The organism is Saprospiraceae bacterium (assembly GCA_016713025.1).
Taxonomy (GTDB): domain Bacteria; phylum Bacteroidota; class Bacteroidia; order Chitinophagales; family Saprospiraceae; genus OLB9.
Genome location: JADJPZ010000003.1, coordinates 163,325 through 190,298, shown reverse-complemented (window position 1 = coordinate 190,298; position 26,974 = coordinate 163,325). Strand labels below are relative to the sequence as shown.

Genomic DNA, 26,974 nt, shown 5'->3' with positions numbered 1-26,974 from the left:
ATGTCTTTTTTTATATGTTCAAAAACTCTTTTGCATTGTTATAACAAATATCCTGTATGATTTTGCCGGTCCATTCTATATCATTTGGCAACTCGCCTTTTTCGATTTCACTGCCAAAAATATTGCACAAAATACGTCTGAAATATTCATGCCGGGGGAATGACAGAAAACTTCTGGAATCTGTAAGCATCCCTATAAAACAGCTCAGTAAGCCCATATTGGACAACGCATTGATTTGTTTTTCCATTCCGTCTTTCTGATCAAGAAACCACCAACCGGAACCAAACTGGATTTTACCCTTTAAGGAGCCATCATTGAAGTTGCCGATCATCGTAGCCATTACTTCGTTATCAGCGGGATTGAGATTATAAATAATGGTCTTAGCCAATTGATTGGTTTCATTTAGTCTGTTGAGGAAAGAAGATAAATTTTTTGCTTGTGACCAATCACCTATAGAGTCCCATCCAGTATCCGGACCCAGGGCGTTTAATGCTCTGGAGTTGTTATTTCTCAACGCGCCAAGATGATACTGCTGCGCCCAACCCAACTCATGATATATCAGGCTCAACTCATACAACATAGCTGATTTATATTGTTCAATTTCTGTATTGCTTAATGGCTGATGGTTGATACGCTTTTTGAATATCTTTTCAATTTCTTCCCTTGTACCTGGCGTATCTGAAATGTACTCCAGGCCATGATCAGATGCCTTGCATCCCAATTCTGCAAAAAACTGTGCCCTATATTTAAGTTTATTAACAAGGTCATCAAAGGTTCCAATTGATGAAGTAGTTACATCTGAAAGCTTTTCTATAAACGGTATAAACGTACTTTGCTCTATGTGTATAAATTTATCAGGCCTGAAGGAAGGAAACATCTTTAAAGAAGGATGTTCAGCAGCAGCAAAAGCGATATGATAGCTCAAATTGTCAGTTGGGTCATCAGTAGTACAGACTACTTTGACATGCATCTGTTCAAGCAGTCCCTGCACATGGTGGGATGGATGCTTTAGAATTTCCGATGCATTATTGTATATATTTTCAGCAGTATTATTGTTTAATATTTCATGCACATCAAAATATCTCTGCAACTCCAGATGTGTCCAATGATACAGAGGATTTCTAAGCGTGAATGGTACAACTTCAGCCCATTTTAAAAACTTTTCTTTGTCTGATTTTACGCCTGTAATGTACGACTCATCTACTCCCATAGTTCTCATTGCCCTCCATTTATAATGATCGCCATATAACCAAACCTGTGTGATATTATCAAACCGGTGATTTGTGGCAATCTGATCGGGCGGAAGGTGGTTGTGATAATCTATGATCGGCATTTCTTTAGCAAAATCATGGTAAAGACGGGCTGCGGTGTCACTGTGAAGCAGGAAGTTTTCGTCAAGAAAGGTTTTACTGTTTGTTATAGCGTACATAATTCAGATATTTTTTTACAAAACTAAAGAGATACCCCTCGTTTCCAAGGAATAAAATCATTTTGTTGGTTAATTGTTGCTTTTGACAGCACTTCTCCACTTGCCACTTTTACAATATAATCCAGGAGCTGGTTTGCTGCTTCGCCAATGGTATTTTTTCCTTCAATCACAGTACCCGCATTAAAATCGATTATATCAGACATCCTGGCGGACAGGGCTGTATTGCTGGATATCTTGATCACGGGAACTACAGGATTGCCAGTAGGAGTACCCAGTCCGGTGGTAAATAAAATGATATTACAACCACTGCCAGCCAAGGCTGTCGTTGATTCCACATCGTTACCTGGTGTATTGAGTAGGTTTAAGCCATGTTTTCTTACTTTTTGAGGATAATCCAAGACGTCAGTAACAGGAGATATTCCACCTTTTTTGGCTGCGCCAGCTGACTTCATGGCGTCTGTGATCAGTCCATCTTTGATATTGCCGGGTGAAGGATTCATGTCAAACCCTGATCCGACATCGATTGCTGCCTTTTCATATTTTTGCATTAAGTCTAAAAATGTATCAGCCAATTGGTCCGAAACACATCTGTTGCAAAGTTCCTGCTCCACACCACATAATTCCGGAAATTCCGCAAGTACGGCAGTTCCTCCTAACGCAACTACCATATCGGATACATAACCCACTGTTGGGTTGGCAGAGATACCAGAAAACCCATCTGATCCTCCACATTCAAGCCCAATGACCAATTTACTTAAGGGAGCTTCTTTACGTTCTTCTTTATTGGCCAAAGCCATGCCTTCAAGTGTTGCTTTTATAGCTTCTTCTATCAAAACATCTTCAGTACCTAAAGTTTGCTGATCAAAATAGAATAATGGCTTGTCAAATTGAGTATCTCTGGCCAAGATTTCATTTCTGAGTATTTCGAACTGTGCATTCTGGCATCCCAAGCTCAAGACAGTGGCACCTGCTACATTCGGATTAGTAAGATAACCTGCCAAAAGACCGCATAAGGCTTGTGCATCCTGCCGAGTACATCCACAACCCATTTGGTGAGTGATAAATTTTACGCCATCAACATTCTCGAATGGACGGGTATTAATAATTACCTCTGTATGTACGCCATCAACACTTTTTTCATGGTTTAACATCTGCTGCAGATGTTTTTTGGCAAATTCCTTGTATTTATTATATTGATTATATCCAAGTGCATCATTGATAGCTTCCTTAATGACTTCAATATTTTTATTTTCACAAAATACCAAAGGAAACACCAGCCAATAATTGGCTGTACCTACACTACCATCCTTCCGGTGATATCCCTTGAAAGTAACATTTTGCCACTGATTTACGGGTGGTTTTTCCCAATGTGTAATAGGCTGTCTGTTTACGACAGGTGATGTTTGATGCTCCACATTTTGAACTTTAACCGCAGCTCCTTGCATCAGGTCCATCTTTGCCGTACCGACAACAATGCCATACATGATCAATGTTTGTCCTTTAGAAATAGAATGAAGAGTAAATTTATGCTTGGCCTGAATATCTTCAGGCAAGATAAACGTTATTTCGCCAAACGAAATTTGAGTGCCTGCTTTTAAATTCTGTAAAGCAACCGCTACATTATCATTATGATGAATTTTTATATATTCAGTCAAATTCATATCAAGCCAATACAGGAGTTTTGATTTGATTGTATTTATTTAAAACAGAAACTTCAAGTTCATCCTTAAATGCTGAGTAAAAATCTATGTCTGAAAATAAATAATTTAATGTATTTTTGATGGTGGCTTCTACTCCACTCATCTGATTTTGATTGTAGATCATTTTACAAAATGGATCATTTAACTGAATTTTCTTTTCTCCAATATTTTTATAATACTGTCCGTCTTCCTCCCCATCTGGAATCGACAAATAAAAATAGGCTGCCAATCCTTCTGTCATCATCATGGGAAGTTGGGCAAAATTAGTATAATATTGGCTTATCAAAGGAATGGCTCGGATTTTCATTTTATCCGTGTAATTCAGTATAATTGAAATCCAATTATGTTGAATATAAGGATTCATAAATCGACTGATTACAGAAGCAGAAAATTCTTCGATAAGATTAGGTTCTATTTGTTTGGGAATAGAGACTTTTATTTCTTTTATTATGTCTGCAATTCTATTATGATAATTTTGGTCACTTAAAGCTTCTGAAACTGTGTTAAAACCCTGCATTATGGCAGTGCCACATGTAAGTATATGGGTTGCATTCAGGAGTCTAAGTTTTAATTCTTTGAATAAACTAATATCGTCTACAATTTTTACTCCGGGATTTCCTGTTTGAAAGTTTAATATTCTTTTGACCTTTTCATCCCCTTCTATTGCCCATATATTGAATGGTTCGGAGACAATCAGGTATTCATCAATGTATCCTGATTTCTGTTTGATATCTGCCAAAAATTGCATATCCGGCTTACCTGGTACGATTCTGTCCACCAACGAATTACAAAAGAAAGCATGATCAGACAACCATTGTAAAAACCTGCTGTCAAGCTTATTAAATTCCGCAGCTTTGAATACAAATGACTGTAATAAATCACCATTATTTTCTACCAATTCTGTCGGAACGATGACGATGTCTGCCTCAGGAATATCGCCCAATGTTGAATATCGATGATATAGATACGCTAATACCTTACCGGGAAATGATTCAGGAATGCCATTCAGTAAATTTTCCTCCTGATAAACAAGTCCTTTTTCGGTTGTATTGGATAATAAAACATTGATGTTCGGATTTGCTGCACAATCTAATATGTCAGTCCATTGAGTTTGAGCCTGCAACACTCTGCTGACCGATGTATTGATCTGGTTTGAAGAGATTAGAGTGTCATTTTCAACACCTCTGACACAGTGTGTAAAAAGGAAATCCTGATCTTCCCAACTCTTTATATCTCCATGAGTGGTTGATTTTACAATCACTATTCGACCATTAAAAATCCCGTTTTGGTTAGCTTTGTGAATATAATAGTCTGGCAGACCTCTTAAGAGCACACCTGTTCCGAATTGAATAACTCTTTCTGGTAGTTGCATCAACTTCAACAGATCATAATATTGACTTGTCTCCAGAAATTTTTTATTTAGTAATGGAGTTTTCATGCTTTTATGGGTTTAATCTGGTGGCCTGACGTGCAAATAATTTCCATTGTTTTTTCTCTTTTACCCATACTGTCATGATATGCAATTTTACATTTCCTGTTACACCTTTATCATTAGTTTTTGCAGTGAGATTGTGTCTGACCACAGCTGAATTTCCTGTTCCAGTCATTTTTTGATCCGATAATGTGATTTCAGTAAAATCTGAGGTACCATTTAGCAAATTGGCAATGAACTCTGATTTGGACTCAATCCGTCCGGATGAATGCCCGTATGAAAGTTGTTCCGAAAGTAAATTACTTAGTCTTATAGAATCGGGGTCAATCATCAGTTTTCGCAATATCTCTACAGAATCCCCGACTTCAATGAGTGATTTAAACTGACTGTAAAGCATAACATTACAGCACATTAAACCGATAATACAAAATATCTTCATCATCACATTAAATTTTTAGTTCAACACAATATTTTATTTTAAAGCCCAATTTATCAATTCCACGACTGCTTTATAGTTGTCAAAATCTCCAGGAAGTTTTCTTCCATTGACATACTCATTGTACAACCATGGATCTCCAACTATAAGTACTTTGCCTTTACCATGAGTAGTACTTGCAATGATGATATCCTTTCCTTTTGATGCTATTTTCTTTACTCCCTTTTTCACTTTTAATGTAACCAATTCCTTGATATAAAATTTGCTGCCGGGAGTAAATATGCCATTGTCTTTATCTGCAAGGACAACACCATCCGGATAGTTATCATTTTTGACAAAATTGATATTTTTCATGGTGAAGCTGATACCAAACTTTTCTGCCAACTTATTGGACCGGATAATTTCTGCATTGGTGGTATCATTTGTCATAAGTATCAGTGTACCGCCATTTTTCACCCAGAAGTCAATATTATCACAATGCTGTTCTGTAATAAAATTGGGCTTTGGATTGTCCTTTTCATGATCAGGATCTACTATGATATAAACATGTGCATCATTAAGATTTACTCCGTTTGGAGCTTCATCGAGGTGCAGTGTTTGCGCTCCGCGATCCCTGAAGGTCTGACCCACCCAGGAAAATCCACTATCATGATAGTCATCCCAGGTGTAGTGATATCTTTTTCCATCTTTATATTCGCTGTTAAAATATCTATCCAACAGCACCGTTTTCCCTTTGCCTACAGACTGTAAACCTTGTAATTCATATTCTATAGCTGCCTGTAAAAATGGACCCACAGCTTTGAGATCGTCATCGCGTTTTGGTTCGTTGACATAATATTCGTACGATCCGTCTCTGTAAGGCGATCCGCCAAGACCTGCTCCTGCCACAGCTCGGTTTAAATGGTAGAAACCTTTATCGTCTTTTGTTACAAACTCCTTCAATATTCCCTGATAGCCTTTGTTTGCTGCATCTCTGAATTTTTCCGGCAGATAACCCAGTCTCAAACCTTTCAGCATAGCAGCTACAAACATAGATGAACCCGAACTTTCCAAATAATTGCCTTTTTGATTGGCTTTATCGGTTACTTGCCACCATACACCGCTAGCAGGGTCCTGTACTTTGGCAAGCGCATCGGCCAATTTTACATAAATATCAATCAGTTCCTTTTTCTTCTTTTGGTCATTTGGAAATAATTCTATCACATCAATTAAACCGAGGATATACCAACCCATAGCCCTGGACCAAAATTCCGGAGAATGCCCAGTTTTGGGGTTGGACCATCTTTGTACACGGCTTTCATCAAATGCATGATACATCAAACCGGTTTTAGGATCGATGGCTCCTTTTGCCATCCATATAAATTGATTGGCTACGTCATCCCATTCTGCATTATTTCCACTCAGCAACAAGTATTCCGTCCTGAAGGGCTGTCCCATATATAAGCCATCCAACCACATCTGGTATGGATATCTCAGTTTATGCCAATATCCTCCCTGTTTTGTGCGTGGTTGCCAGTCCAACTGGTATTTCAGCTTTTCTGCTGCTTTCAGATATTTTTTGTCTTTGTATACATTGTATAGTGAGATAAGCTGCCTTCCTGGCGGGATATTGTCAATATTAAATTCATCCATATGGTAAGTTCTAATATTGCCCTCGGCATCCAAAAAATGATCTATAATTTTTTTTGTGTATTTCAGATATTCCGGATTTCCGGTACTCCTCCACAAGCGGTCAAAACCTGTCAGTACTACCCCAATTTCATAATTCCAGTTGGCTGGTCTTTGATTTGCTTTTTCAATATCCTTCTCTTCTTTTGACTGTAGAAGATTATCTTGCATCAGGTGATTGATATATTTTTTTACCACCAGCGAATCGCGGTATTGCTCCATGATAGTTCTGGCCATTTCCCTTGAAAGATCTATTTGTGCAACAACAATAAAGTGCAGCATCAGCATAGAAAATACAAGTACAATGTTTCTGAAAGTCATCATTTTTTTAAATATTTTTATTTTATTGATATAGATTTTTTATCAGATTTCGGATCTATTTTTATTGAACCATTATTCAGTTTTTGTTTAAAATTGGTGAATGTTATATTTTTACTTTTGTCGCCATTGATTTGGCAAATTTCACTGGGAGCACCGGTAATTTCGAAATTATCCAATGTGATCATCCGGGCATTATTGATTGAAACCGGTATTCCTGATTTGTGCGTTAAGTGGATGTTTTTTAGAGAGATTTCATTGGCGTCATTGATAGAAATTCCTTTTTCAGAGACAAACCCGGCATTGGTTATCTGTATATTTTTTACATTCATCTCGGGTAAACCATTGATAGCCAATGCTGTTTTGGCACCATTGCAGTAAATGTTTTCCATATAAAAGTCTCTGAATTCAGGGGTTGCTTCGGTCACTGGTTCAACTTTGATTTCTATCGGTCCTGATTCATCTCCTATCAGGGCAATAGGATCTTTAGCCGCATAATACATGTCAAAAAGTATTGCCTCACCAACAATTTTTGTCATATGTATATCCGAGATATAAATATCATGAACAGACCCACCACGTCCTCTGGTGGTCTTGAATCTCAGTCCAATGTCTGTTCCTAAAAAAGTACAATTATTGACATACATATTGTGTACTCCACCTGACATTTCGCTTCCAATTACAAAACCGCCATGGCCATGAAGTACCTTTGTATTCTTAATGATAAAATCGGATGTTGGAATGCCCCTTTTACGACCTTCGGCATCACGACCTGACTTTATAGTGATCGCATCGTCACCAGTATCAAAGGTACAATTATCAAGGATACCAAACCTGCACGATTCAAGGTCAATAGCATCATTATTCTGGCCAAACCAGGGATTGATCACTGTAGTATTTTTGACAGTAGTATGCCTGCACATCAAAGGATGTAAAGTCCAGGCTGGAGAATTGTTAAAAACCGGACCGTCTATCAGCACTACGTCGCAATTGATAAAACTTACCATATTAGGCCGTAAGAAGTCTCTTACGGATTCGTAATCCTGAAAGGTTTTGCCGGCCGTAATCTTTTTGGCCCAATCAGATTCGTGGCCGATTTTTGATGCGGCAGTCGGATACCATGTATTACCATCATTCACACCGGTTTTAATCAGGCTTTTCCATTGACTTTCAGTGAGTTTTGACCTTTTTACAGATTTCCAGACATGGCCAGCTCCATCGATGGTTCCTGCGCCGGTTAAGCCTATATTGGATTGATTTCTAGCTGAAACTGGCGCCTGGCACCTGTAAGCCACCTGACCCTCCCATGTGGTTTCGATAATAGGGTATTGCATTCTGTCTTCTGAAAACTGGAGCAAGGCACCATGCGATAGATGAAGATTTACATTACTTTTTAATACTATCGGACCTGTCACCCAAAGTCCTGAAGGTATCAGCACTACTCCGCCTTCGGCATTGAATGCATTATCAATAGCTACCTGAATAGAAGATGTATTTAAATGACCAATACCTGATTTTGCTCCGTATCTTGTGATATCAAAAGTATCTTTCCGAAAAGTAGTATTTATTACTTGTGGCAATTCGTACAGCAATTTAGAAGGAAATACAGATTTTTTAAGAAAATTTCTCAATGGGTGTTTTTGTTCCATCAATAGTCTGCAGGCAGATGCTGCAACCAATTTAGCACCATAAGGTGAAAAGTGAGTGTCATCTTTCACACCATTTGGAAATTTTATAAAAACTCCACCGGGATAGTGCATGACGATATGTTTTGAGAGCTCCGGGCCATGATCTTTAAACATCTTTTCTGTGGCACGATGCATATCCAGCAGGTCTAGATTTTGCGATTTTGCAATATCCCTGACAACTGCCGGATAATCTCCGTGACCATCAATCAAAGTACCTTTTTCATCAAATTTTCTTCTGAATACCGGTGTTGCTAATACTGGAATTGCTCCTTTAGCCTTGATTTCTGAAATATAAGCAATTAAATTGGATTTATAATCGGTTTTAGCTTCTGCAAATCGTTCCGGGTCATCTTTTTTTGCATCATTATGGCCAAACTGTATGATCACATAATCGTCTTTGCTAAGTTTTGACAATACTTCGTTCCAATGTCCCTTATCCCTGAAACTTTTCGTTGATCTGCCATTCACAGCATGATTGTGGATTTCTATGCCTGCATTAAAAAATTCTCCAAAAACCTGTCCCCATCCGGTTTCAGGGGCATCGGAACTTTTTTTATTGGCCATGGTTGAATCACCAATGAGAAAAACCTTTTGAGTAGATTGGGTAACTAAAAAAGGAGCCAATCCGAAAGCCACTAATATGGAAAAAAATTTCATTGCACTTTAAATTTGAATTTCCTAAAGGTAAAAAGAAACCGATTTATTTCATAAATCTGAGGAATATTTCTAAAAATCCTCCGTCCATGAAAAATCATCAAAGCAGGACGGAGGACAAATCATTAACTCATTATTTAAAAGACAAGTTTTATTTATATCCGGGATTCTGAACAAATTCAGATTTGTTGGTAACTGCATCAATCTGTTTTTGAGGTATAGGCCTGACAGTGTGGAAATCCAGAATAAATGGAGCAGCCATTGGGTTGAACCTTTTTACTCTATCGATCAGTTTTCCTGTTCTTTTAAGATCAAACCATCTCCATTGTTCTCCGGCAAGTTCTCTTGCTCTTTCGTCCAGGATAAAATCAATGGTAACATCATTAGCCGTAATTTGCATATTGGCTGTTCTTCCTGGCATAGCAGCCCTGGTTCTGACTACATTGATCAATTCAGCAGCTTTGGCTTTATTTCCCAGATTCAATTCTGCTTCAGCTGCAATCAGGTAAATATCTGCTAATCTTAAAATAAAAGCATCACGGCCGCTCTGTGCTTCATTAAATGTAGGTCTGGTAGGATCATCAAATTTTTGAAGAGCTACAAACATCGCATTTCCATTTGCTGTGCCGTCTGCTTTATACATTTTAGATTCGTCAATGATCAGGTATTTTCTGGTTCTGTCTATATCATCACTGATTTCATATTTGGTAGCTACGATTGCTGTATCTCCTACTTTGAGGGTTATATCTACATCTGTAGTTCCGACTTTTTTCTTGTATGATCCGGCCCTGTTGCATAACCATACTGTTTTGAATGTACCATTATATCTCGCATCATCATTTTCATTGTATAAATTCAATAAAAATTTTGAAGGCATATATCTTACGAAAGGGCGTCCATTGGCAACATCTCTTTGCATGCCAATAGAACCTACGGCAGTCCTTTCATAAGCCATACCAAAGTGTAAGTGACCATTATGCCCGCCTCTTGGGTGTCCATCAGGATTTGTTACAGGATTTACCAGGTCGGAAAGTGTGAGGTCTGCTGTATAATTGCATGCCCAGATGACTTCGGTATTTTTTAGATTTGTCATAGACCAAAGTGTATTGTATCCTGTGACTAACTTGAAGCTGTATCCGGAAATAACCTTTTGGGCTAGAGTAGAAGCTGCCTGATTATTGCCCAGAGTCAATTGTACTTTGGCTAACATGGCTTCTGCCGCAGGTTTTGTAGCACGACCATATTGTGTGGTAGTAGCTGGTAAATTTGTTACTGCAAAATCCAAATCGGAAAGTATCAATTCATAAATTTTTGCCCTTGATGTTTTATTGGCTGTTGTTTGAGCAGTTGTTGATGGTTCTGTGATGAAGTGTACATCACCCCATTGTTCTGTAAGAATAAAATAATAAAAAGCTCGTAAAAATTTCAACTCTGCTTCGCGTGTTGTTTGAAGTGCCGCAGAGAGGCCAGAATTTTTAACTCCTGCAATGCCTGTATTACATAAACCAATAGCCTGATATGATCTTTGCCATAACCTTTCGATAAATGTCTCAGTAGCAGCTAATCCTGCTTCAGATCCTTGTAGGTTATTATAAAGCATCAAGTCCACTCTTCTGTTGTCCACACCAGGCAACCATAGATCTGTGCCCATTTCCATGAGATTATAGCCTTCTTCTTTGCCATACCAAGCTCTGGTAAACGAATATGCTGCATTTACCAGAGATTCAAATCCTGCCGGGCTGGTATACACTGTCTCCCCCGTAAGGCCAGCTCTGTTTTCTTCTTCCAGAAGGTCAGAACAACCTATTGTACCCAACATTGCCAAAGCAAGAAAATATATATTTAACTTTTTCATTTTTCTTTATTTATTAAATTTTATAAAAAATTATCAAAAATCAATGTTGACACCACCTACAAAAAGTTTTGTCATTGGGTTGGTGAAATTACCACCTCTTTCAGGATCATAATCTTCTATTTTAGAATATGTCCACAGGTTTCGACCAGATACATAAACTCGTAAATTACTTACATGAATCTTATTCACCACTGATTTAGGCAATGTGTACCCTAATGTGATACCTCTCAGCTTTAAAAAAGAACCATCCTTATAAAACAAAGAAGAATAATAAAGGGTAGCACTTTGCGATTTACTTGCGTTTGGCCTTGGAAAATCGTTAGATGCGTTTTCTGGTGTCCAATAATTATGAATTAAGCTGTTTTCATTGGCTTGTGGATCATACACTCCAGTAAAAGCATATCTGAGCAGTTGTCCCCATCTTGCAAATAGCTGAATATTCAAGTCAAAATTCATAAATTTAAAGTCATTATTGAGGTTGCCGATCCATGAAGGCCTGCCGCTACCCAAAATTACCCTGTCATTAGTAGCATCAATTTTTCCATCGCCGTTAACATCCCTCACTTTTATATCTCCAGGCACCTGATTGAAAGCTTTTGCAGCTTCTGCTTCACCGGTTTGCCAGATACCTATCTTTTCATAATCAAAGAAAGATTGAGTAGTCTGACCGATGAACCATCCATTTGCGACGTCATTGGACTCTGTAGCCAATTTTAAAATTTTTTCATTCACCTTAAACCAATTCAACCCTACATTCCATTTAAATGTTTTGTTGTCCACTGCAATGGCGTTGATTCCAAGTTCTATGCCCTTGTTTTCTGTTTCACCCACATTTTCGATTGTTGACACAGCTCCGGAACTTAACGGAAGCAATCTTTGGAGTAAGAGATCTTTTGTCCTGGTCTGAAATAAATCGAGAGTACCCGTGATCCGGTTATTTAATAAACCAAAATCAACCCCAAAATTGGCAGTTGCTGACGTTTCCCACCTAAGGTTAGTATTTCCAATTTGAGGAGCAAAAGTATATCCTATTGCTGCCGCTTCGTCCCATGCAAACGGTACTCTGTTCAAAACACTTTGTGTGGAGTAAGGCTCCACGGCAGAATTACCAGCAATACCATAGCTGGCTCTCAGTTTCAAGTCTGAAATAGCACTGTTATCTTTCAGAAAGTCTTCCTGAGACACTCTCCAGGCAAAAGATGCAGATGGGAAAAATGCCCACTTGTTTCCTTCGCTCAACTGTGATGCCCCGTCAGACCTGGCAGTAAGTGTCATCAGATATTTATCATTGTAATTGTAAATGAGTCGTCCGGTGTAAGAAATCAATGCACTTTCTTTAAGTGCGGCACCTATAGATACTTGTGAATTGGCATTGGCAAGGCCATAATACAATTGACTGCTGATCAACTGGTTTGTTCCTTCAGCAGTGGATGATTCAAAATGATTGGTGAGAACTGAATGAACACCAGTAAGCACAAAACTATGTTTATTGATACTGAAATTATAATTTAAAATGTTTTCAAGGTTCAGACCAGTCGAATTACCTGCAATATATCTTGCCAAAGGTTGTGCTCCGTTTCTGAAATTGGTTTGAGACCCTGCGTAAAGTCCTTCTCTTGATGAGGTAAGATTAATACCTAAATTTGTTTTAAATGTCAGGTTTTCCATAAAATTAACTCCCAGATAAGCTGACGTAAATAATCTGCTTGTACGGGTATTGTTTTCCCAATTATTTTCAAGAACGTCTGATAATGGATTGACATTTCTGCCGTTATTGATCAGTAAAATAAGATTTCCCTGAGCATCATAAGGTTCTTCAAGTGGTACCAGTTTATTGGCTGTACCTAATGGGTCATTTCTAAAATCCTGGTCGTAGTAAGTTATTTGATTTTGGGTACCAATATTAAATACTTTAGAAATCTTATGATCAATGTTGGCCCTTAAACTATATCTGCTCAATTTGTCTTTTTCAAACAAACCGGCTTCATTAAACAGGCCTAATGAAACATAAACATTGGTATTTTCAGTACCGGTGGATATCCCTAGCTGGTAGTCGCTTTGCTTTCCATCCTGTAGAAATATGTCCGGCCAGTAAGTGCCTTTATTATTCAGTAAGTTGCCAAATATTTTTGTATCATCTGCTGTTGATGTCCAGTTCCCTGTTGTTCTGTTGGCCTCACGTCTGAATTGTTTATATTCTTCCGGCCCCATCACTCTCGGATATCCTGTGAGTTGAGAAACACCACTGTAAGCGTTAAATGAAATGTTAGTTTTACCGGCTTTTCCTTTTTTTGTAGTGATGATGATAACCCCGTTTGCTCCTCTTGAACCATAAATAGCGGTAGATGCGGCATCTTTGAGTACTTCCATGGCTTCAATATCATTGGGGTTGATGTCCTGAATGTTACTGTACTGAATACCATCGACGATAAAAAGTGGTGAGTTTGATGCCGTGAGTGATCGGTTACCTCTTACAAGAACATTGACTCCTGCACCTGCAGCTCCGCTCGATCTTGTGATGTCTACTCCGGGTAACTTTCCTTGAAGTGATTCCATCACATTGGTAGTTGGAACAGTTTTAAGTTCAGCAGGTTTGACAGAAACAATTGATCCTGTTACATTGCTCTTTTTTACTGCCCCATAGCCGATGACTACAACTTCATCAATGGTGATAGCGTCATTTTCAAGGATGACATCTATCTGGGTTCTCCCGCCAATCGGAATTTCCTGCGTAACATAACCTATGTATGAAAAAACAAGTATTCCGTCGGCAGAAGCCTGAAAGGAAAACGCTCCATCAACATCTGTAATGGTACCTTCAGTAGAGTTTTTTAATGCAATACTGCAACCGATAACCGGTTCATTAGTCTTTTGATCTTTAACTGTTCCATTGACCATGATACCTTTTTGCCCAAAGACAACAAATTGGAATGAAATGAATAAAAATGTGGTTAATAATGATTTCATGTTTTTAATGATTTTAATTTAAGCCTGATTAATAAACCATTCGGATCAAATGAAGCCTGAAAAAGCTTTATCCTTTCAAAAATGATTTAATTTCCCTGCTAAGTTGCCACTTTCTAATACATAAATGCAATAAAATGAGCTATTTATTTACGCAATCGTTATCGGGAACGTTGCCGAATAATCGGATGAAGATTATGATATTTGCGTTATTTTTCCGTATAACTATATAAAATTAATCTACAGATAAAAGCAAGGTTCAATTATAGAAATTTCTTGTATAGAATGAATAAGCCTTTTGAAAAAAGTTAATCCTGACCAACTTTCACCAAAAAACGATGGATATAAGATACCGTTTTTTCAAACCATGGATTGAAAAATACAAATGAGTGAGGGGCATCACCTATTTCGTAAATCTCATGGTATATACCATATTTATCAAGAGTGTCGGTATAATCTTTTCTGCCTGCATGCATCCGATCTACCGAACTGTTGATAAAAAGTGTAGGAGGAGAATCTTTTCCGGCATAGGTCAAAGGAGATGCTTCTTTCCATACAGCAGGATTTTGCAGGCGATCATATCCAAACCATAGTGTTGCTGCAGATTTTTTTTTCGAATCATCTCCCTCTCCTGACTCCTTATGGATAAATGCCATTATTCCGTCCAGGTTGATTAAGGCATTGATGCTGCTAAGATCATTAAGAGAACCGGGGCTTTCGTAGAATTTGTCGATTTGAGGTTTTTGCGTTATGAGTGATGCCAGCTGTGCCCCGGCTGAAAATCCCATAATGGCAATGTCTGCTGGTCCCTGATATATTTCTTTAATTTTTGTTTTTACCCATGAAACATACCAGGTCAAATCCTGCACTGCAGCCGGGTACAAAGCATGTGTGGATAATCTGTATTCTGGCACAAAACAAATGTAACCAAGACCGGCTAAGGATTTACAAAGATCAGCATGCATGTTTTTGTCACCGCTTCTCCAGCCACCTCCATGAATCATTATAATAGCCTGACCATTGATTTTTTTATTAGGTGAAGGGATATAAATATCATTTCTTAATGTTATTCCATCACGGTCTTTGTAGACCACATTCGATTTCAGGATAAATTTTTGATGGCTGCTGACTGCCATTTTGATATTCTTATTTTTTGACGATACCTCCTTATATGCTGCATTAAGGTTATAGCTGGTATCTCTTTTCATAGTTAAACCTGCAGAAGATGGTTTCACCCATTTTGAGACCCATTTCTCATATTTTGTGAAGGTTTCAATACACCAGTCTCCGTGCCATTTGTAATTTGAACGACGCTCTCTTTCTATCTCAGATACATCATATTTTATAATACCATCCCTGCCACTAAAAATTGGCTTCAAGGTAGTGATGTCATAAAATCTTGCCCACAATGGACCAGCTTTTTCATCATTAATCAGCTCGTAGTCTTTGGGGTCATTCAATATTGGTTTGATAGATTTATTCTCAATTTTGATTTTATCCAAAAAAGTAACTCCTTCTATGATCGATGCTCGAACCAGTGAGTCAGGATTTTTTATTGTCATCAAAAAATTGATGATTGATGCGCTTTCGCTTACAGCATAGGACGGATGTTCATAAACTCTTGCTTTTGCGGGTTTCAAATCATCCTTGTCATGCTGTGCTCCCCAAATAGTCCTCTTATTTTCTGTTTTTACCTGAGTTTTTAAAATGCAATCTATCCCTTTTTGTAGAGCTATACTTATTTCTTCTGAGAGAGTTTGTCCTACTTCTTCAAATGGTGCTTTTTTGTCCTCTATTTTTTTGAAAAGTTCCAGCACATTTACCATGGCATTATCATTATAAGTGATATGTTTATGGTAGCCGGAAGTATCCGGAAAAAACTGAGGGAATCCTCCGTTACCATACTGCATCTTCAGCAGATATCGAAGGCCTTTTTCAGCACTTGCTCTATACTTATTATTTTTTGTTTTCAAATAAGCAGCAGCAAGGATGTTTATCTCTCTTGTTGTAGCACCATTATCTATAGTGGCGTCTTGGGGTTTATTATTTTTGAATACATACGATATAAATTCTTCGGACCATACCTTGGTATAAGGCACCGGTTGTGTTTTTCCGTCCAGGGTTTTAGGCCAACCTCCATTTTGCCGCTGCACAAACAATACACGTTCAGCAATGGAATCTATGGCATTTGACGCTTCTGGCATTTTATAATCGACAGATATTGTGGGCATTACAAACTTATCCCATCTTTCAGCCAATGTCCAATGCCTGTTGATTTTTCGCGCATTTCTTCTGTCTATATTGTCTTTATGCCATGCATAATCTCCCCCTTCTCTTTTACAATCAAAATAGTAAACCCTTTTGCCCCATTGCAGAATGCTGTCTTTGTTTATCTGATATATATCGGCATCGGCCATCTCCTTTGAAAAACTGCAACCTATTAAAAATATTTGTGCGGGTCTGTGATATCGGCCCAATTTGTATCCGGGATCACCTTCAAAGGAACAATTTTTGAATACACTTTTTGATGATTCATACATGGTGCCATCATGCCATATTGCAGCATTTAGATTATGGCAAACAAAATGACAATCTTCTGCATATGCCCATCCACGGGGACAATACATATCAACTCCACCTTCCATAGTACATTTTTTAAAGTAAAATGTACCGTTTTCAACATCCCAGGGACTAACAGTATCTCCTCCTTTACTGTAAAAATTGCAATGGATGGCTTCAAATCTTTGAGTATTGGGCATGCACCTTAATGCGAACTGATGGCCGTCATGCCGCACTTCCTTTATTGTACCATCATTGCAGGGAATATACCTGTTTTCTATGGTCTGAAACCCATAATCATTTACAACGGTAAGGTTTTCCAGGGTAATGTCTGTTGCTTTGACATTCATGACTGCGGCACCCCAATCGTCATTATAGGTGCATCGGTGTATATCCCTTGCCTGACTAAAAATGATAATTACACCGTCTTTTCCTTGGTTCTCTCCATTTATAATGTTTTGGTAATTTGACCAGGATTTGCCAAAAAACGGTTTCTTTTCACCTTTCAGATGGATGTTGTTTTTTGAAATAAACACCTTTTCATTATACACTCCACTTCTTATCAGAATAGTGTGGCGTGAATTACTCTCAGATGGAATGCCATCAATTGCAGCCTGAATAGAAGTAAAATGGCCTTTCCCGTCTTTTGAAACTATGACCGTTGATGTTCGGCATGGAGTTATAATGCCAAAGACAAAAACAATAAGAAAGGTCCATTTATATTTACTCAAAGTCATTTTTTAATAACCGGGATTTTGTTTCAATTTCCCCTGATATGAATCAATTACCGTTTGGGGATATGGAAATAGTTCACTTTTTCCGGTCACAAAAAAACTGGCTATGCCTTTATCTAATGTCATACCATCTATGAGATTGGTTGTAAGGTGTTGCCTCCAGTCCAATCTGAACTGCCCGGTAGGTGCAGTAGTGAGACTAGTCGGAAGATAAAATGAGTTATGCCACCTGATTTCTTCCCCATTGTTTGACCAAAACATATACCTGGGTAAAAAAGTAAATGGTCCGGTACCATTTCGCATTTGTTCTATCACAGATCTTGTTTCTTTGATTTTAGCCTCCAGGAGATTCCATCTGATAAGATCGTATTTTCTTATACCCTCTCCACCAAATTCCAATAATCTTTCTTTCACAATGGCGTCAAAGAATGCCTGTTTTGTAGTCGGAGTTGTACCTGTATTTGTCAATGATCTTTTCCTTACTTCTTCAAAAGCACTTATAGCTGCAGCCGTAGGTCCATTTAGCTCATTTTCAGCTTCTGCAAACATGAGCAAAACATCAGAAAATCTTATCAATGGCCAGTTATATCCGACATTCAAAGCGGTACCCGGCAGTAAAGGATTTCTCCAGTCTTTTCTGAATTTACCATCAGTCAACTCACCAAGTCTCCTCGTTGTTTTGATATTATTGGCAGGTATAGCATACAGGGTGACACTTACATCACGTCTGACATCCGTTGAGTCAAAACTATAAAAATAATTCGGAAGTACCTGAAGACCTCCACCGCCAGTTCCAACCCTCGAAGCCGGATCACATCTTGGCCCATTATAATTGGCCATTCTGCTATCTGAATTACTATGGGAACCACCGGCTCCGACTTCAAAAACGATTTCACCACACGGGTCCCTCTGGAAGGAACTTCAATGTTTTTTCCAAATATCTTCATATTTTGGGTTTAGTGTATGTTGACTTCTGTTGGCCATTAGTCCTTCGCATTCTTCTTTAGCTATCTGGTAATATTGTGTATGATTAGCACCTCTTTCCATCTTACCGTTTGCCCTCAGAGAAAATCCACCTCTGAAAAGAGCAATCTTGGCTCTTAATGCCTTGGCGGCACCTTTTGTGATTCTTTCGTCTCTTGTCACCTCTGTCCTCCATGGCAACAGTTCAATAGCTGTCTTCAAATCGTTGAGCAATCTATCATAAGTTTGATCCCGATCAGTCTGAGGGATAAATAAGTCGGTGGTCTTATATGCTGGTTCAAATGATGCCGGAACATCACCCCAGTTGCGGATAAGTTCGAATAAATATTGAGCTCTGAGCACCAATGCTTCTCCATGCATTCGTCTGAGTTCCTTTTTATCTGCATCGCTTCCACTGGTATACAGGCTCATCACTGGAATCTGCTCAATACACAAATTGGATTTTTCGACACCTCTGTACAATTGTAAAAAGGGGTTTCGTAACTCTGCGTTAGTAAGAAGTAGTTGGTATCTTCCTATACCCCTTCTGCCATTGTCTATATTGCCTGTGACAATCATTTCATCACTATCATACGGATAATATAAATTTATTCTGATACCATACCCATTATCTCCCATAAACTCATCATAAGCTCCGATAAGTGATGTTCTTGCATCCGCCACGCTTGAAAAAGCTTCACTTATGGAAACCTGTGATTGGGGTTCCACTTCAAGGTAGTCACGACAACCAGCAAGTAATATTACACTGGTCATTAAGAAAAATCGATATACATATTTTATTGTTTTCATTCCTTAATTTATTTTTTGTTTTTTAATGATCGGATCATTTAATTAAAAATTCAAATTTATACCGGTAACCCATGTTCTGGCGCGAGGATAACCTGCAAAGTCAACACCTTGAGTCAAAGGGTCACTTCTTCTTGTATTAACATCTGGATCATATCCTGTATATTTGGTAAATGTAGCCAGATTATTGACGGTGCCATAAATTCTGAGATTTGCAACTCTGATTTTACTTAGCAAAGATTTAGGAAACGTGTACCCAAGTGTAAGATTATTGATACGAAGAAATGATCCATCTTCTACTGCCCAAGAATGCAGCCAATATCTTTGCACCCTAACAGGTGACCAAATTTGAGCATTGACATTAAGCGCTGCGAGCTCTTCAGGGTTAGTTACAACTTGTCCATTATTATTTATATTTGTCCATCTGTTTTTCATAATATTCAGCATATTCAAATTGGTAAAGGATCCATCGGTCATTTCTATCTTGTTTGCATTATAGATATCATTACCGACGACCCAATTGACAAATATGCTTAAGTCAATATTTTTATACTGCACCTGATTATTCCAGCCACCCAGGAAATCCGGATTAGCATTTCCTAATATAGTTCTGTCTTTATCAGCGGTGATGACGCCATCCCCATCCAGATCTTTCCACTTGAGCATTCCGGGAGCAGGGGTACCATATACAGCATTAACTGCGATACCGGGTTTTATGGTGTACACTCCTGTCGCTGCATTGTAAGTAAAATCTTCTATTTTGTAAAAACCATCAGTCACGAAGCCATACATTTGTCCCACCGGATCCCCTACTTTGACTAAATAATCATCGGTGCCATCTGATCCCTGCCAGCCGGAATTACGGGTTTGCTGGGTGATAGGTCCTAAACTTAACATTTCATTTGTGTTGGTAGAAATATTAAAATTTGATGACCATTTAAAGTCCTTTTTCTGGATGATATTGGCGTTGATCTGCATTTCTAAACCACTATTGGATGTGGTTCCAAGATTCTGTATTTGAGAAGCATAACCCGTGGTAGGAGGTATGGCTACAGCAAGTAACAGATCCTGTCCTTTATTCTTATAAGCATCCAGAGTCACTTGTATCCTGTTACCCAGAAATCCGAGGTCTAAACCTATGTTTTGAGAAATGTTTTTCTCCCATTTAAGATTTTCATTGGCCAGAGAAATCGGCGAAAAACCAGGTTGAACAACACTGTTTAAAGAATATTCTCCATTGGCATTGTACAATTGTCTGAACAGGAGGTCTTCAATTCTGTTGTTGCCCGCTGTACCATAACCAATTCTGACTTTTCCATCACTCAGCCATTTAAGGTTTTCAGCAAATTTTTCATTTGAAAACCTCCATGCCACAGATCCTGAAGGAAACAATAAGGATCCATTTTCATAATTAAACTTGGAAGACCTGTCAGATCTAAGCGAAAAAGTTGCGATATATTTATTGTCAAAAGTATAACTGGCCCTTCCAAAAAATGAAACCAAACGATTTGACGGGAGGTTATTTGTGATAGGTCTCGCTTGAGTAGCCCCTGTAGGAGGTGCGCCAAGCCCAAGATTGGCAAGGGCTTTGTCTGCGGTAATATCTGATGGCAGATATCTTGTCTCGATGATCGATGACTGTACATCTCTCTGGAAAATTTCATGGCCAATCAACGCGTTAAAATCATGTTTTTTATTGAAGGTATTATTGTATTGCAGCACATTTGAATTATTGATCGTACCGCTGCCAAATGTATTAACCTGTGCTACTGGCAAAGTTGAAAAATTACGCGCTCTTGATGTAATCTTACTGAAGAAAAAATCCGTTACCTGGGCATTATTATCATAACCCACCGTAGTCTTAAAACTCAGTTGTTTGGTAAAATTGTATTGTAAATACCCACTGGTATTAAAGTTTGTGGTTCGTCCTTGTCTGTATTCTGCATCTATTATTTGGATAGGATTGATCAGTTGATTGGAAGAAATAAAAAGTTCATTATCAAAATAATCCAATGGCAGATTTTCATTCTGATTAAATGGTCTGTATTGTACAGAATGCCGCAACCTGTTTGTGGTTCTGGTTCCGCTTTCTGTAGTGCCGGCACCATCTATAGTTTGCTGCATCACCCTAAAGTTAAAGCCTGTTTTGAATTTGTCATTAGCTTTATGGTCGAGCTTGAAAGTGATTAATTTCCTATCGAAGGATGATGCAAGCTGCACTCCGTCTTCTTTGTTATAGGTTAAACTCAGGTTATAATTAGTATTTTGGCTACCACCGTTTATACTAAAATTGTGATTCTGGTACGGAGCATTCCTGCCAAAAACTTCTTCCTGCCAATTTATTTCATTTACATTATTATACTTGTTTAAATCAGCCCATGTTCCATATTGATTTGCAAAACTTGAGGAGTCGGCAATAGATCCTCGTGTTCGTTCATATTGCCAACGAACGAAATCATATGGATTCAATACATCCAGTGTCTTAAATATCTTTCTGTGTCCAAAGGCACCATTGTAGCTCACGGACGTTCTCCCACCTTTACCTGATTTTGTAGTGATAATGACTACTCCGTTTGCCCCTCTTGCCCCATATATGGCAGTGGCCGAAGCATCTTTTAAAACGTCAATGCTTTCTATATCCTGAGGGGATAAAAATCTTAATGCGTCCTCGACCTGTATTCCATCCACAACATATATCGGTGTGTTATCCTGAGTAATCGAACTACCCCCTCTTACCCTGACCAGGATGTCAGCACCTGGAGCACCTTCTGATGTAACCAGTTGAACACCTGCGAGCCGACCGGTGATCGCCTCTGCTGCATTGGTAAGCGGTATATCCCTTATCTGTGATGAATTGATGGATGATACTGAGCCTGTTACGTCCCTCCTGTTGACCGTTTGATATCCAATGACAACCACTTCATCCAATGTAACAAAATCAACTTCCAAAGACACATTAATGATCGTTTTTCCTGATACCTGGATAGATTGTGATTTATACCCTGTATATGAAAATGTGAGCGTGGCGCCAGGGTCCACTTTGAGTGAATATGCACCGTCGATGTCTGTAATTGTGCCGGTTCCGGTACCTTCTACCAAAATATTACATCCTATGACCGGTTGATTACTGGCCTGGTCAATTACATTTCCTGAAACCGTAATCTGGTTTTGCCCAAATGTAATATTTAAAAATACGAAAAAAAACAAACTTGTGGCTAATGATCTCATAATAAACTAATTCAAAATAAATTAAAATTCTTTAAATATTTCAACCCATTCATTGAAAAGGATGTACACTTTTTATTTTCTTTGTATTAAATAAAAGTTGCTGATTTTTAATGAACGATTCAAAATTTTAGTACGATAAAATTATAACTATTTAGTGAATGACTTATAAACCAAGGTGATTATTTTTACGCAAACGATGTCGGGAACGTTGCCGAAAGTATCAGTCAAAGATATTATCAGCAAATAAGCTAAATCAAACATTGTATAAATCAAATGAAATAAATATATTTACATTTTATTCACGTCTAATATTCTATCAAGATCCAACATGTCACAAGTCACTATCAAGGATATAGCTAAAGCATTGGGCACTTCAACCTCTACGGTTTCCAGAGCATTGCGTGATAGCTATGAAATAAATGAAGAGACTAAAACAAAAATACTAAACTACGCAAAATCAGTAAAATACTCTCCAAATCCTATTGCTTTGAGCCTTAAAGAAAACAAGTCTCATTCTATAGGCATTATTGTACCTGAAATTGCAAATTATTTTTTTTCGGAAGTCATCAATGGCATAGACTCTGTTGCATATGCACACGGTTATCATGTAGTCACATTCCAATCCCACGAATCATACGAAAGAGAAATCAGCAATGTGCAGCATGTACTTTCCAGAAAGGCCGATGGTTTGATCATGTCCTTATCGAGCAACACAAACGATTTTGAGCATCTTCACCAAGCCATGGATGATGGATTTCCGATTATATTTTTTGATAGGGTTCCTCCAATAGACAATGCTTACAAAGTGGTCTCAGACAATTTTGAAGGCGCATATAAGGCAACTGAATACCTTATATCAAAAGGAAAACAGCGAATAGCTCATATTACCAGCCCACCAGTGTTGTCTATTACAAGGGAAAGATTGTCAGGTTATAAAGCGGCGCTCACTGATAATGGAATTGAAATCAATGAAGACCTAATTAAATATTGTGGTTTCGAGCCTAAAGAGGCATTTAATACCATCGATGAACTTATTAAACTTCAAAAACCAGATAGCTTTTTTGTGTGCAGTGACAGATTGGCACTGAATTGTCTTGAAGTCCTAAAAAATAAAAAAATGGGATGCCTGAAGACATAACAATAGTAGGATATACCAACCTGAAAACTGCCAATTTATTAAACCCAACGCTTTCAACAGTAGTACAACCAGCATTCGAAATGGGCGTAAAGGCAGCGGAACTATTATTCAGTATTCTTAATGCAAAAAATCGAAAAATTCCATTCCAGACGATCAGTTTAAAAAATGAACTTGTAATCAGAACTTAGAAGATATTTTTGTTTTTAACAGATCTTGTATTCAGGATGTACTTCTTATTGATTTTGGTACTAAGTCAGTCAAATCTTTGATATGTACCAGTTTTCCTGATTTACAACTTTTTCTTGCAGCAATTCCGATCAAAATAGACATGACTCCATCTCTTACACCCGCTTGCTGACCTAGAGTATCTACTGATTCCGGATTTTTAAACAACTTATCCATCATGATCGGGTCACCTCCCCAATGTCCGCCAGGTTTATGCTCTGCTTTAATGATCTCTGCCTTCCTGTCCGTGAATCTCGATTCAGGGATGAAAATGAGCTCATTATAGTCTTTCTGAGGATGTCCGCCTACCCGAACTTCAAGCCTTCCTTCAGTACCATCAAAAGCCATGAAGTAGCCTTCATTGTCACTATGTCCTGTAAGTACATAACTAAGTTGAACTCCATTTGCATATTTTACCATGGCACTATGTTTGTCATAAATATCAATATTTTCCCTGAATACACAATTATCTCTGATGTACCCATCATGATTCTCATTGTCTGCATAGAGCCTTTTTAAACTTTCATCCTTGTTGATATCCCAGTAATAAGGGCATTTATCTGTATGATCACAATTTCTGCAATTTTTTCCACGGTAAGGTCCCATTTTACCAAACCTTTCTAAGGATGCAAATGCAAAGACTTGTTCGGGTTCTGAATTGATGTACCAGTTTACCATATCAAAATGATGGGTAGACTTATGTACCCATAATGATCCTCCTTTATTGGTCTGTCCATGCCATCTTTGCATATACTGTACTAAATGCTGATGGTCCAGATAATAGTTAAATTCTACAGCTTGTATTTTGCCTACAATACCGGACATCAATAATTCTTTGATTTTGGCTCTGTAAGGTGGATATCTGTAATTGAAGGTAACGATCACGTTCTTTCCGGATTTTCTTTCAGCGTCTATTATTGCCTGAGCTTTCTTTTCATCAATTGTCAGAGGTTTTTCTGTGATAATATTACATCCCATTTCAAGCCCTTTGATGATAACTTCATGATGGGCAGCATCTGTTGTGGTGACAATAAGCGTATCTGGTTTCTGCTGTCTGATGAGTTCTTCCATATCTGTAAATGTCGGGCAATTGGCTCCAATGAGATCAGCTGCAACTTTTAATCTACCCGGATTGATATCACACAGACCTACAATCTCAACATAATCGGTATAATTTTGCATGATACCTTTTCCAAACATGGAGATGCCTCTTACCCCGGTACCGATAAGTGCTACTTTCTTTTTTCCCGAAGAAGTAAAAAGTGTATTGTTAGCGATACTATGTGTTGCAAGAACAGATGCAGTCATTACTGTGGTTGAATTTTGAATAAATTTTCTTCTGTTCATATTGAATCTTTTTAAGAAATGGCTGTATTAAATAATTGTAAATGTGATCAAAAATATGTTATCTTGTTTCCACTCTAAACCAATCAATATCTGTAAAACCGGCATCGTTTGTGATATTATTTCTGGACATAAACATTCCGATTTTTGCTCCTACCCATTTTCCGGGTTTTGCTGTAAATATCTGATTGAAATTTTTAAAATTTTGTCCTGAATCCTCGCTGAAACTGAACTGACACCGTCCTCCACTACTTACATCGACTTTAACAATTACACTTCCAGATGACAATTTATGAGCGTCTAAAATTCGTTCTTCACATGTTTTTTCAGCATTCGTTCTGTGTATATACTCAATAAAAATTCCATCTTCTTTTTTCACAAGTGAAACATAGGCAAGATCAGTTCCTAATACTACAAAACCGAATTTTTCTCCATTAAATCTAGGTTTAAAGGCAATATTCAAAGTTGCAGAAAATTTTTCGGCAGGAAACTTTTGCCCGAAAATATTGGGATAATTCCAAACATCGGTCAGCTGTGCTGTATCCAGTACTGAATACATCCTGTAAAAACCATTTGATGTAGCCATTGCCCAGTATTGTTCCGGATTAGCTTGCCATTGCCATTGCTTTCCTATTTTTGTTGAGTTGAATTCATCATTGCATTGAATATTGTTTATTTTTTCGGAACGATCCGATTTTGGAACTTCATAGGTATATATTGGTTCACCACATCCGTCACCATCCAGATCTTCGCCTATGACAGGCCAGTCATTTACCCATTTCAACGGTTGGAGATGTACGATACGACCATATGCTCCTTTGTCCTGAAAATGAAAAAACCAGTTTTCTCCGGATGGTGTATCTACCCACGCACCCTGGTGAGGCCCGTTTATAGAGGTTTTTCCCTGATGCATGACCATCTTTCTTTCATAAGGCCCAAAGATATGCTTTGATCGCAAAACAAGCTGCCAACCGGTGCTAACGCCACCTGCTGGTGCAAATATGTAATAATACCCGTTTCTTTTATGAATTTTAGGTCCTTCAACTGTAGGATCTGTATCATGTCCGTCAAAAATCATGACCGGATAACCTGTGACTTTGGTACCTTGTTTATTCATTTCTTTTAGTACTAATATAGATTTTATTGACGCTCTGCTGCCAGCATAAGCATGTATCAGATACACTTTTCCATCATCATCCCAAAGCGGGCAGGGATCTATCAATCCTTTTCCTGATTCAACAAGTATGGGATATGACCATGGTCCATTGATATTTTGAGCGGTAATGACGTAAATGCCAAAATCAGGGTCTGGGTAATATATATAAAATTTACCCTGATGAAATCTGATACTTGGTGCCCAGACGCCACCTCCATGCCTCACTTTTTTAAAGTGCTCTTCCGGATACAGATTTTTTAATGCATAGCCTTTAAGTGTCCAGTTTACAAGATCTCTTGAATGCAAAACAGGAAGGCCTGGAACATGATTAAATGACGATGCCGTCATATAATAATCATTTCCGACTCTTACTACATCAGGATCGCTGTAGTCAGCATGTATGATGGGATTTTGATATCCTTTATTTGACGCTTTTTTTTGAGCAAAAGCTGATAAAGTAATGCTAAGTATAATGATTACAGTTAAAAAACTATATTTGACTCTTTGAATAAATTGAAGTATCAAAATTCTGAAAGTTAAGATGCTGAAAAATTGAAACTTCAAATATATATGTCACACCATTAATAGAATAATTTTTACTACTCAATTCCATCCAAAATCTACGGGAACGTTTGCATTTTAACTTATATCCGGCAAGTTGCCATTACAATATAAA

At 38.0% G+C, this 26,974-nt stretch carries 12 protein-coding genes and 2 pseudogenes; 1 reads left to right on the top strand and 13 read right to left on the bottom strand.

From position 1 onward, the window contains the following. Nucleotides 1–10: 10 nt before the first annotated feature. From uxaC to IPK35_03795, 11 genes and pseudogenes are all read right to left on the bottom strand, one after another. Complete coding sequence (gene uxaC / locus IPK35_03845) at nt 11–1,429, bottom strand: glucuronate isomerase (GenBank protein ID MBK8052417.1); 1,419 nt, start codon at nt 1,427–1,429, stop codon at nt 11–13. A 23-nt stretch (nt 1,430–1,452) separates the two neighbouring features. Continuing rightward, the gene (locus IPK35_03840) at nt 1,453–3,090 is read right to left on the bottom strand and encodes an altronate dehydratase (GenBank protein ID MBK8052416.1); all 1,638 of its coding nucleotides are present in this window, start codon (nt 3,088–3,090) and stop codon (nt 1,453–1,455) included. Nucleotide 3,091: 1 nt separating this feature from the next. Beyond that, nucleotides 3,092–4,567, bottom strand: coding sequence for a tagaturonate reductase (locus IPK35_03835; GenBank protein ID MBK8052415.1), 1,476 nt, complete (start codon nt 4,565–4,567; stop codon nt 3,092–3,094). 4 nt (nt 4,568–4,571) lie between these two features. Beyond that, entirely contained in the window at nt 4,572–5,003 is a 432-nt protein-coding gene (locus IPK35_03830) for a DUF4440 domain-containing protein (GenBank protein ID MBK8052414.1), read from the bottom strand. 30 nt (nt 5,004–5,033) lie between these two features. Next, nucleotides 5,034–6,989, bottom strand: coding sequence for a glycoside hydrolase family 88 protein (locus IPK35_03825; GenBank protein MBK8052413.1), 1,956 nt, complete (start codon nt 6,987–6,989; stop codon nt 5,034–5,036). A gap of 14 nt (nt 6,990–7,003) precedes the next feature. Continuing rightward, a complete protein-coding gene (locus IPK35_03820; GenBank protein ID MBK8052412.1) occupies nt 7,004–9,328 on the bottom strand; it encodes a GDSL family lipase in 2,325 nt (774 codons plus the stop codon). Nucleotides 9,329–9,476: 148 nt separating this feature from the next. Continuing rightward, nucleotides 9,477–11,180 (bottom strand): RagB/SusD family nutrient uptake outer membrane protein, encoded by a 1,704-nt coding sequence (locus tag IPK35_03815; GenBank protein MBK8052411.1) that lies wholly within the window; start codon nt 11,178–11,180, stop codon nt 9,477–9,479. Nucleotides 11,181–11,213: 33 nt separating this feature from the next. Continuing rightward, nucleotides 11,214–14,147, bottom strand: coding sequence for a TonB-dependent receptor (locus IPK35_03810; protein ID MBK8052410.1), 2,934 nt, complete (start codon nt 14,145–14,147; stop codon nt 11,214–11,216). 305 nt (nt 14,148–14,452) lie between these two features. Next, nucleotides 14,453–17,434 carry a pectate lyase gene (gene pelA / locus IPK35_03805; GenBank protein ID MBK8052409.1) on the bottom strand — a complete coding sequence of 994 codons (2,982 nt, stop codon included), beginning with the start codon at nt 17,432–17,434 and terminating at the stop codon, nt 14,453–14,455. Between the two features lie 9 nt (nt 17,435–17,443). After that, nucleotides 17,444–19,210: pseudogene (locus IPK35_03800) on the bottom strand (RagB/SusD family nutrient uptake outer membrane protein). A gap of 42 nt (nt 19,211–19,252) precedes the next feature. After that, on the bottom strand, nt 19,253–22,435 hold the full coding sequence (locus tag IPK35_03795; GenBank protein MBK8052408.1) for a TonB-dependent receptor: 3,183 nt from the start codon (nt 22,433–22,435) through the stop codon (nt 19,253–19,255). A 328-nt stretch (nt 22,436–22,763) separates the two neighbouring features. On the opposite strand from IPK35_03795, the pseudogene IPK35_03790 reads away from it, so the two are divergent. Next, nucleotides 22,764–23,761: pseudogene (locus IPK35_03790) on the top strand (LacI family DNA-binding transcriptional regulator). A 31-nt stretch (nt 23,762–23,792) separates the two neighbouring features. Here IPK35_03790 and IPK35_03785 read toward each other — a convergent pair. Together IPK35_03785 and IPK35_03780 are read right to left on the bottom strand one after the other, a co-directional pair. Beyond that, a complete protein-coding gene (locus IPK35_03785; protein MBK8052407.1) occupies nt 23,793–25,145 on the bottom strand; it encodes a Gfo/Idh/MocA family oxidoreductase in 1,353 nt (450 codons plus the stop codon). Between the two features lie 58 nt (nt 25,146–25,203). After that, the gene (locus IPK35_03780; GenBank protein MBK8052406.1) at nt 25,204–26,820 is read right to left on the bottom strand and encodes a glycoside hydrolase 43 family protein; all 1,617 of its coding nucleotides are present in this window, start codon (nt 26,818–26,820) and stop codon (nt 25,204–25,206) included. Nucleotides 26,821–26,974: the final 154 nt, after the last annotated feature.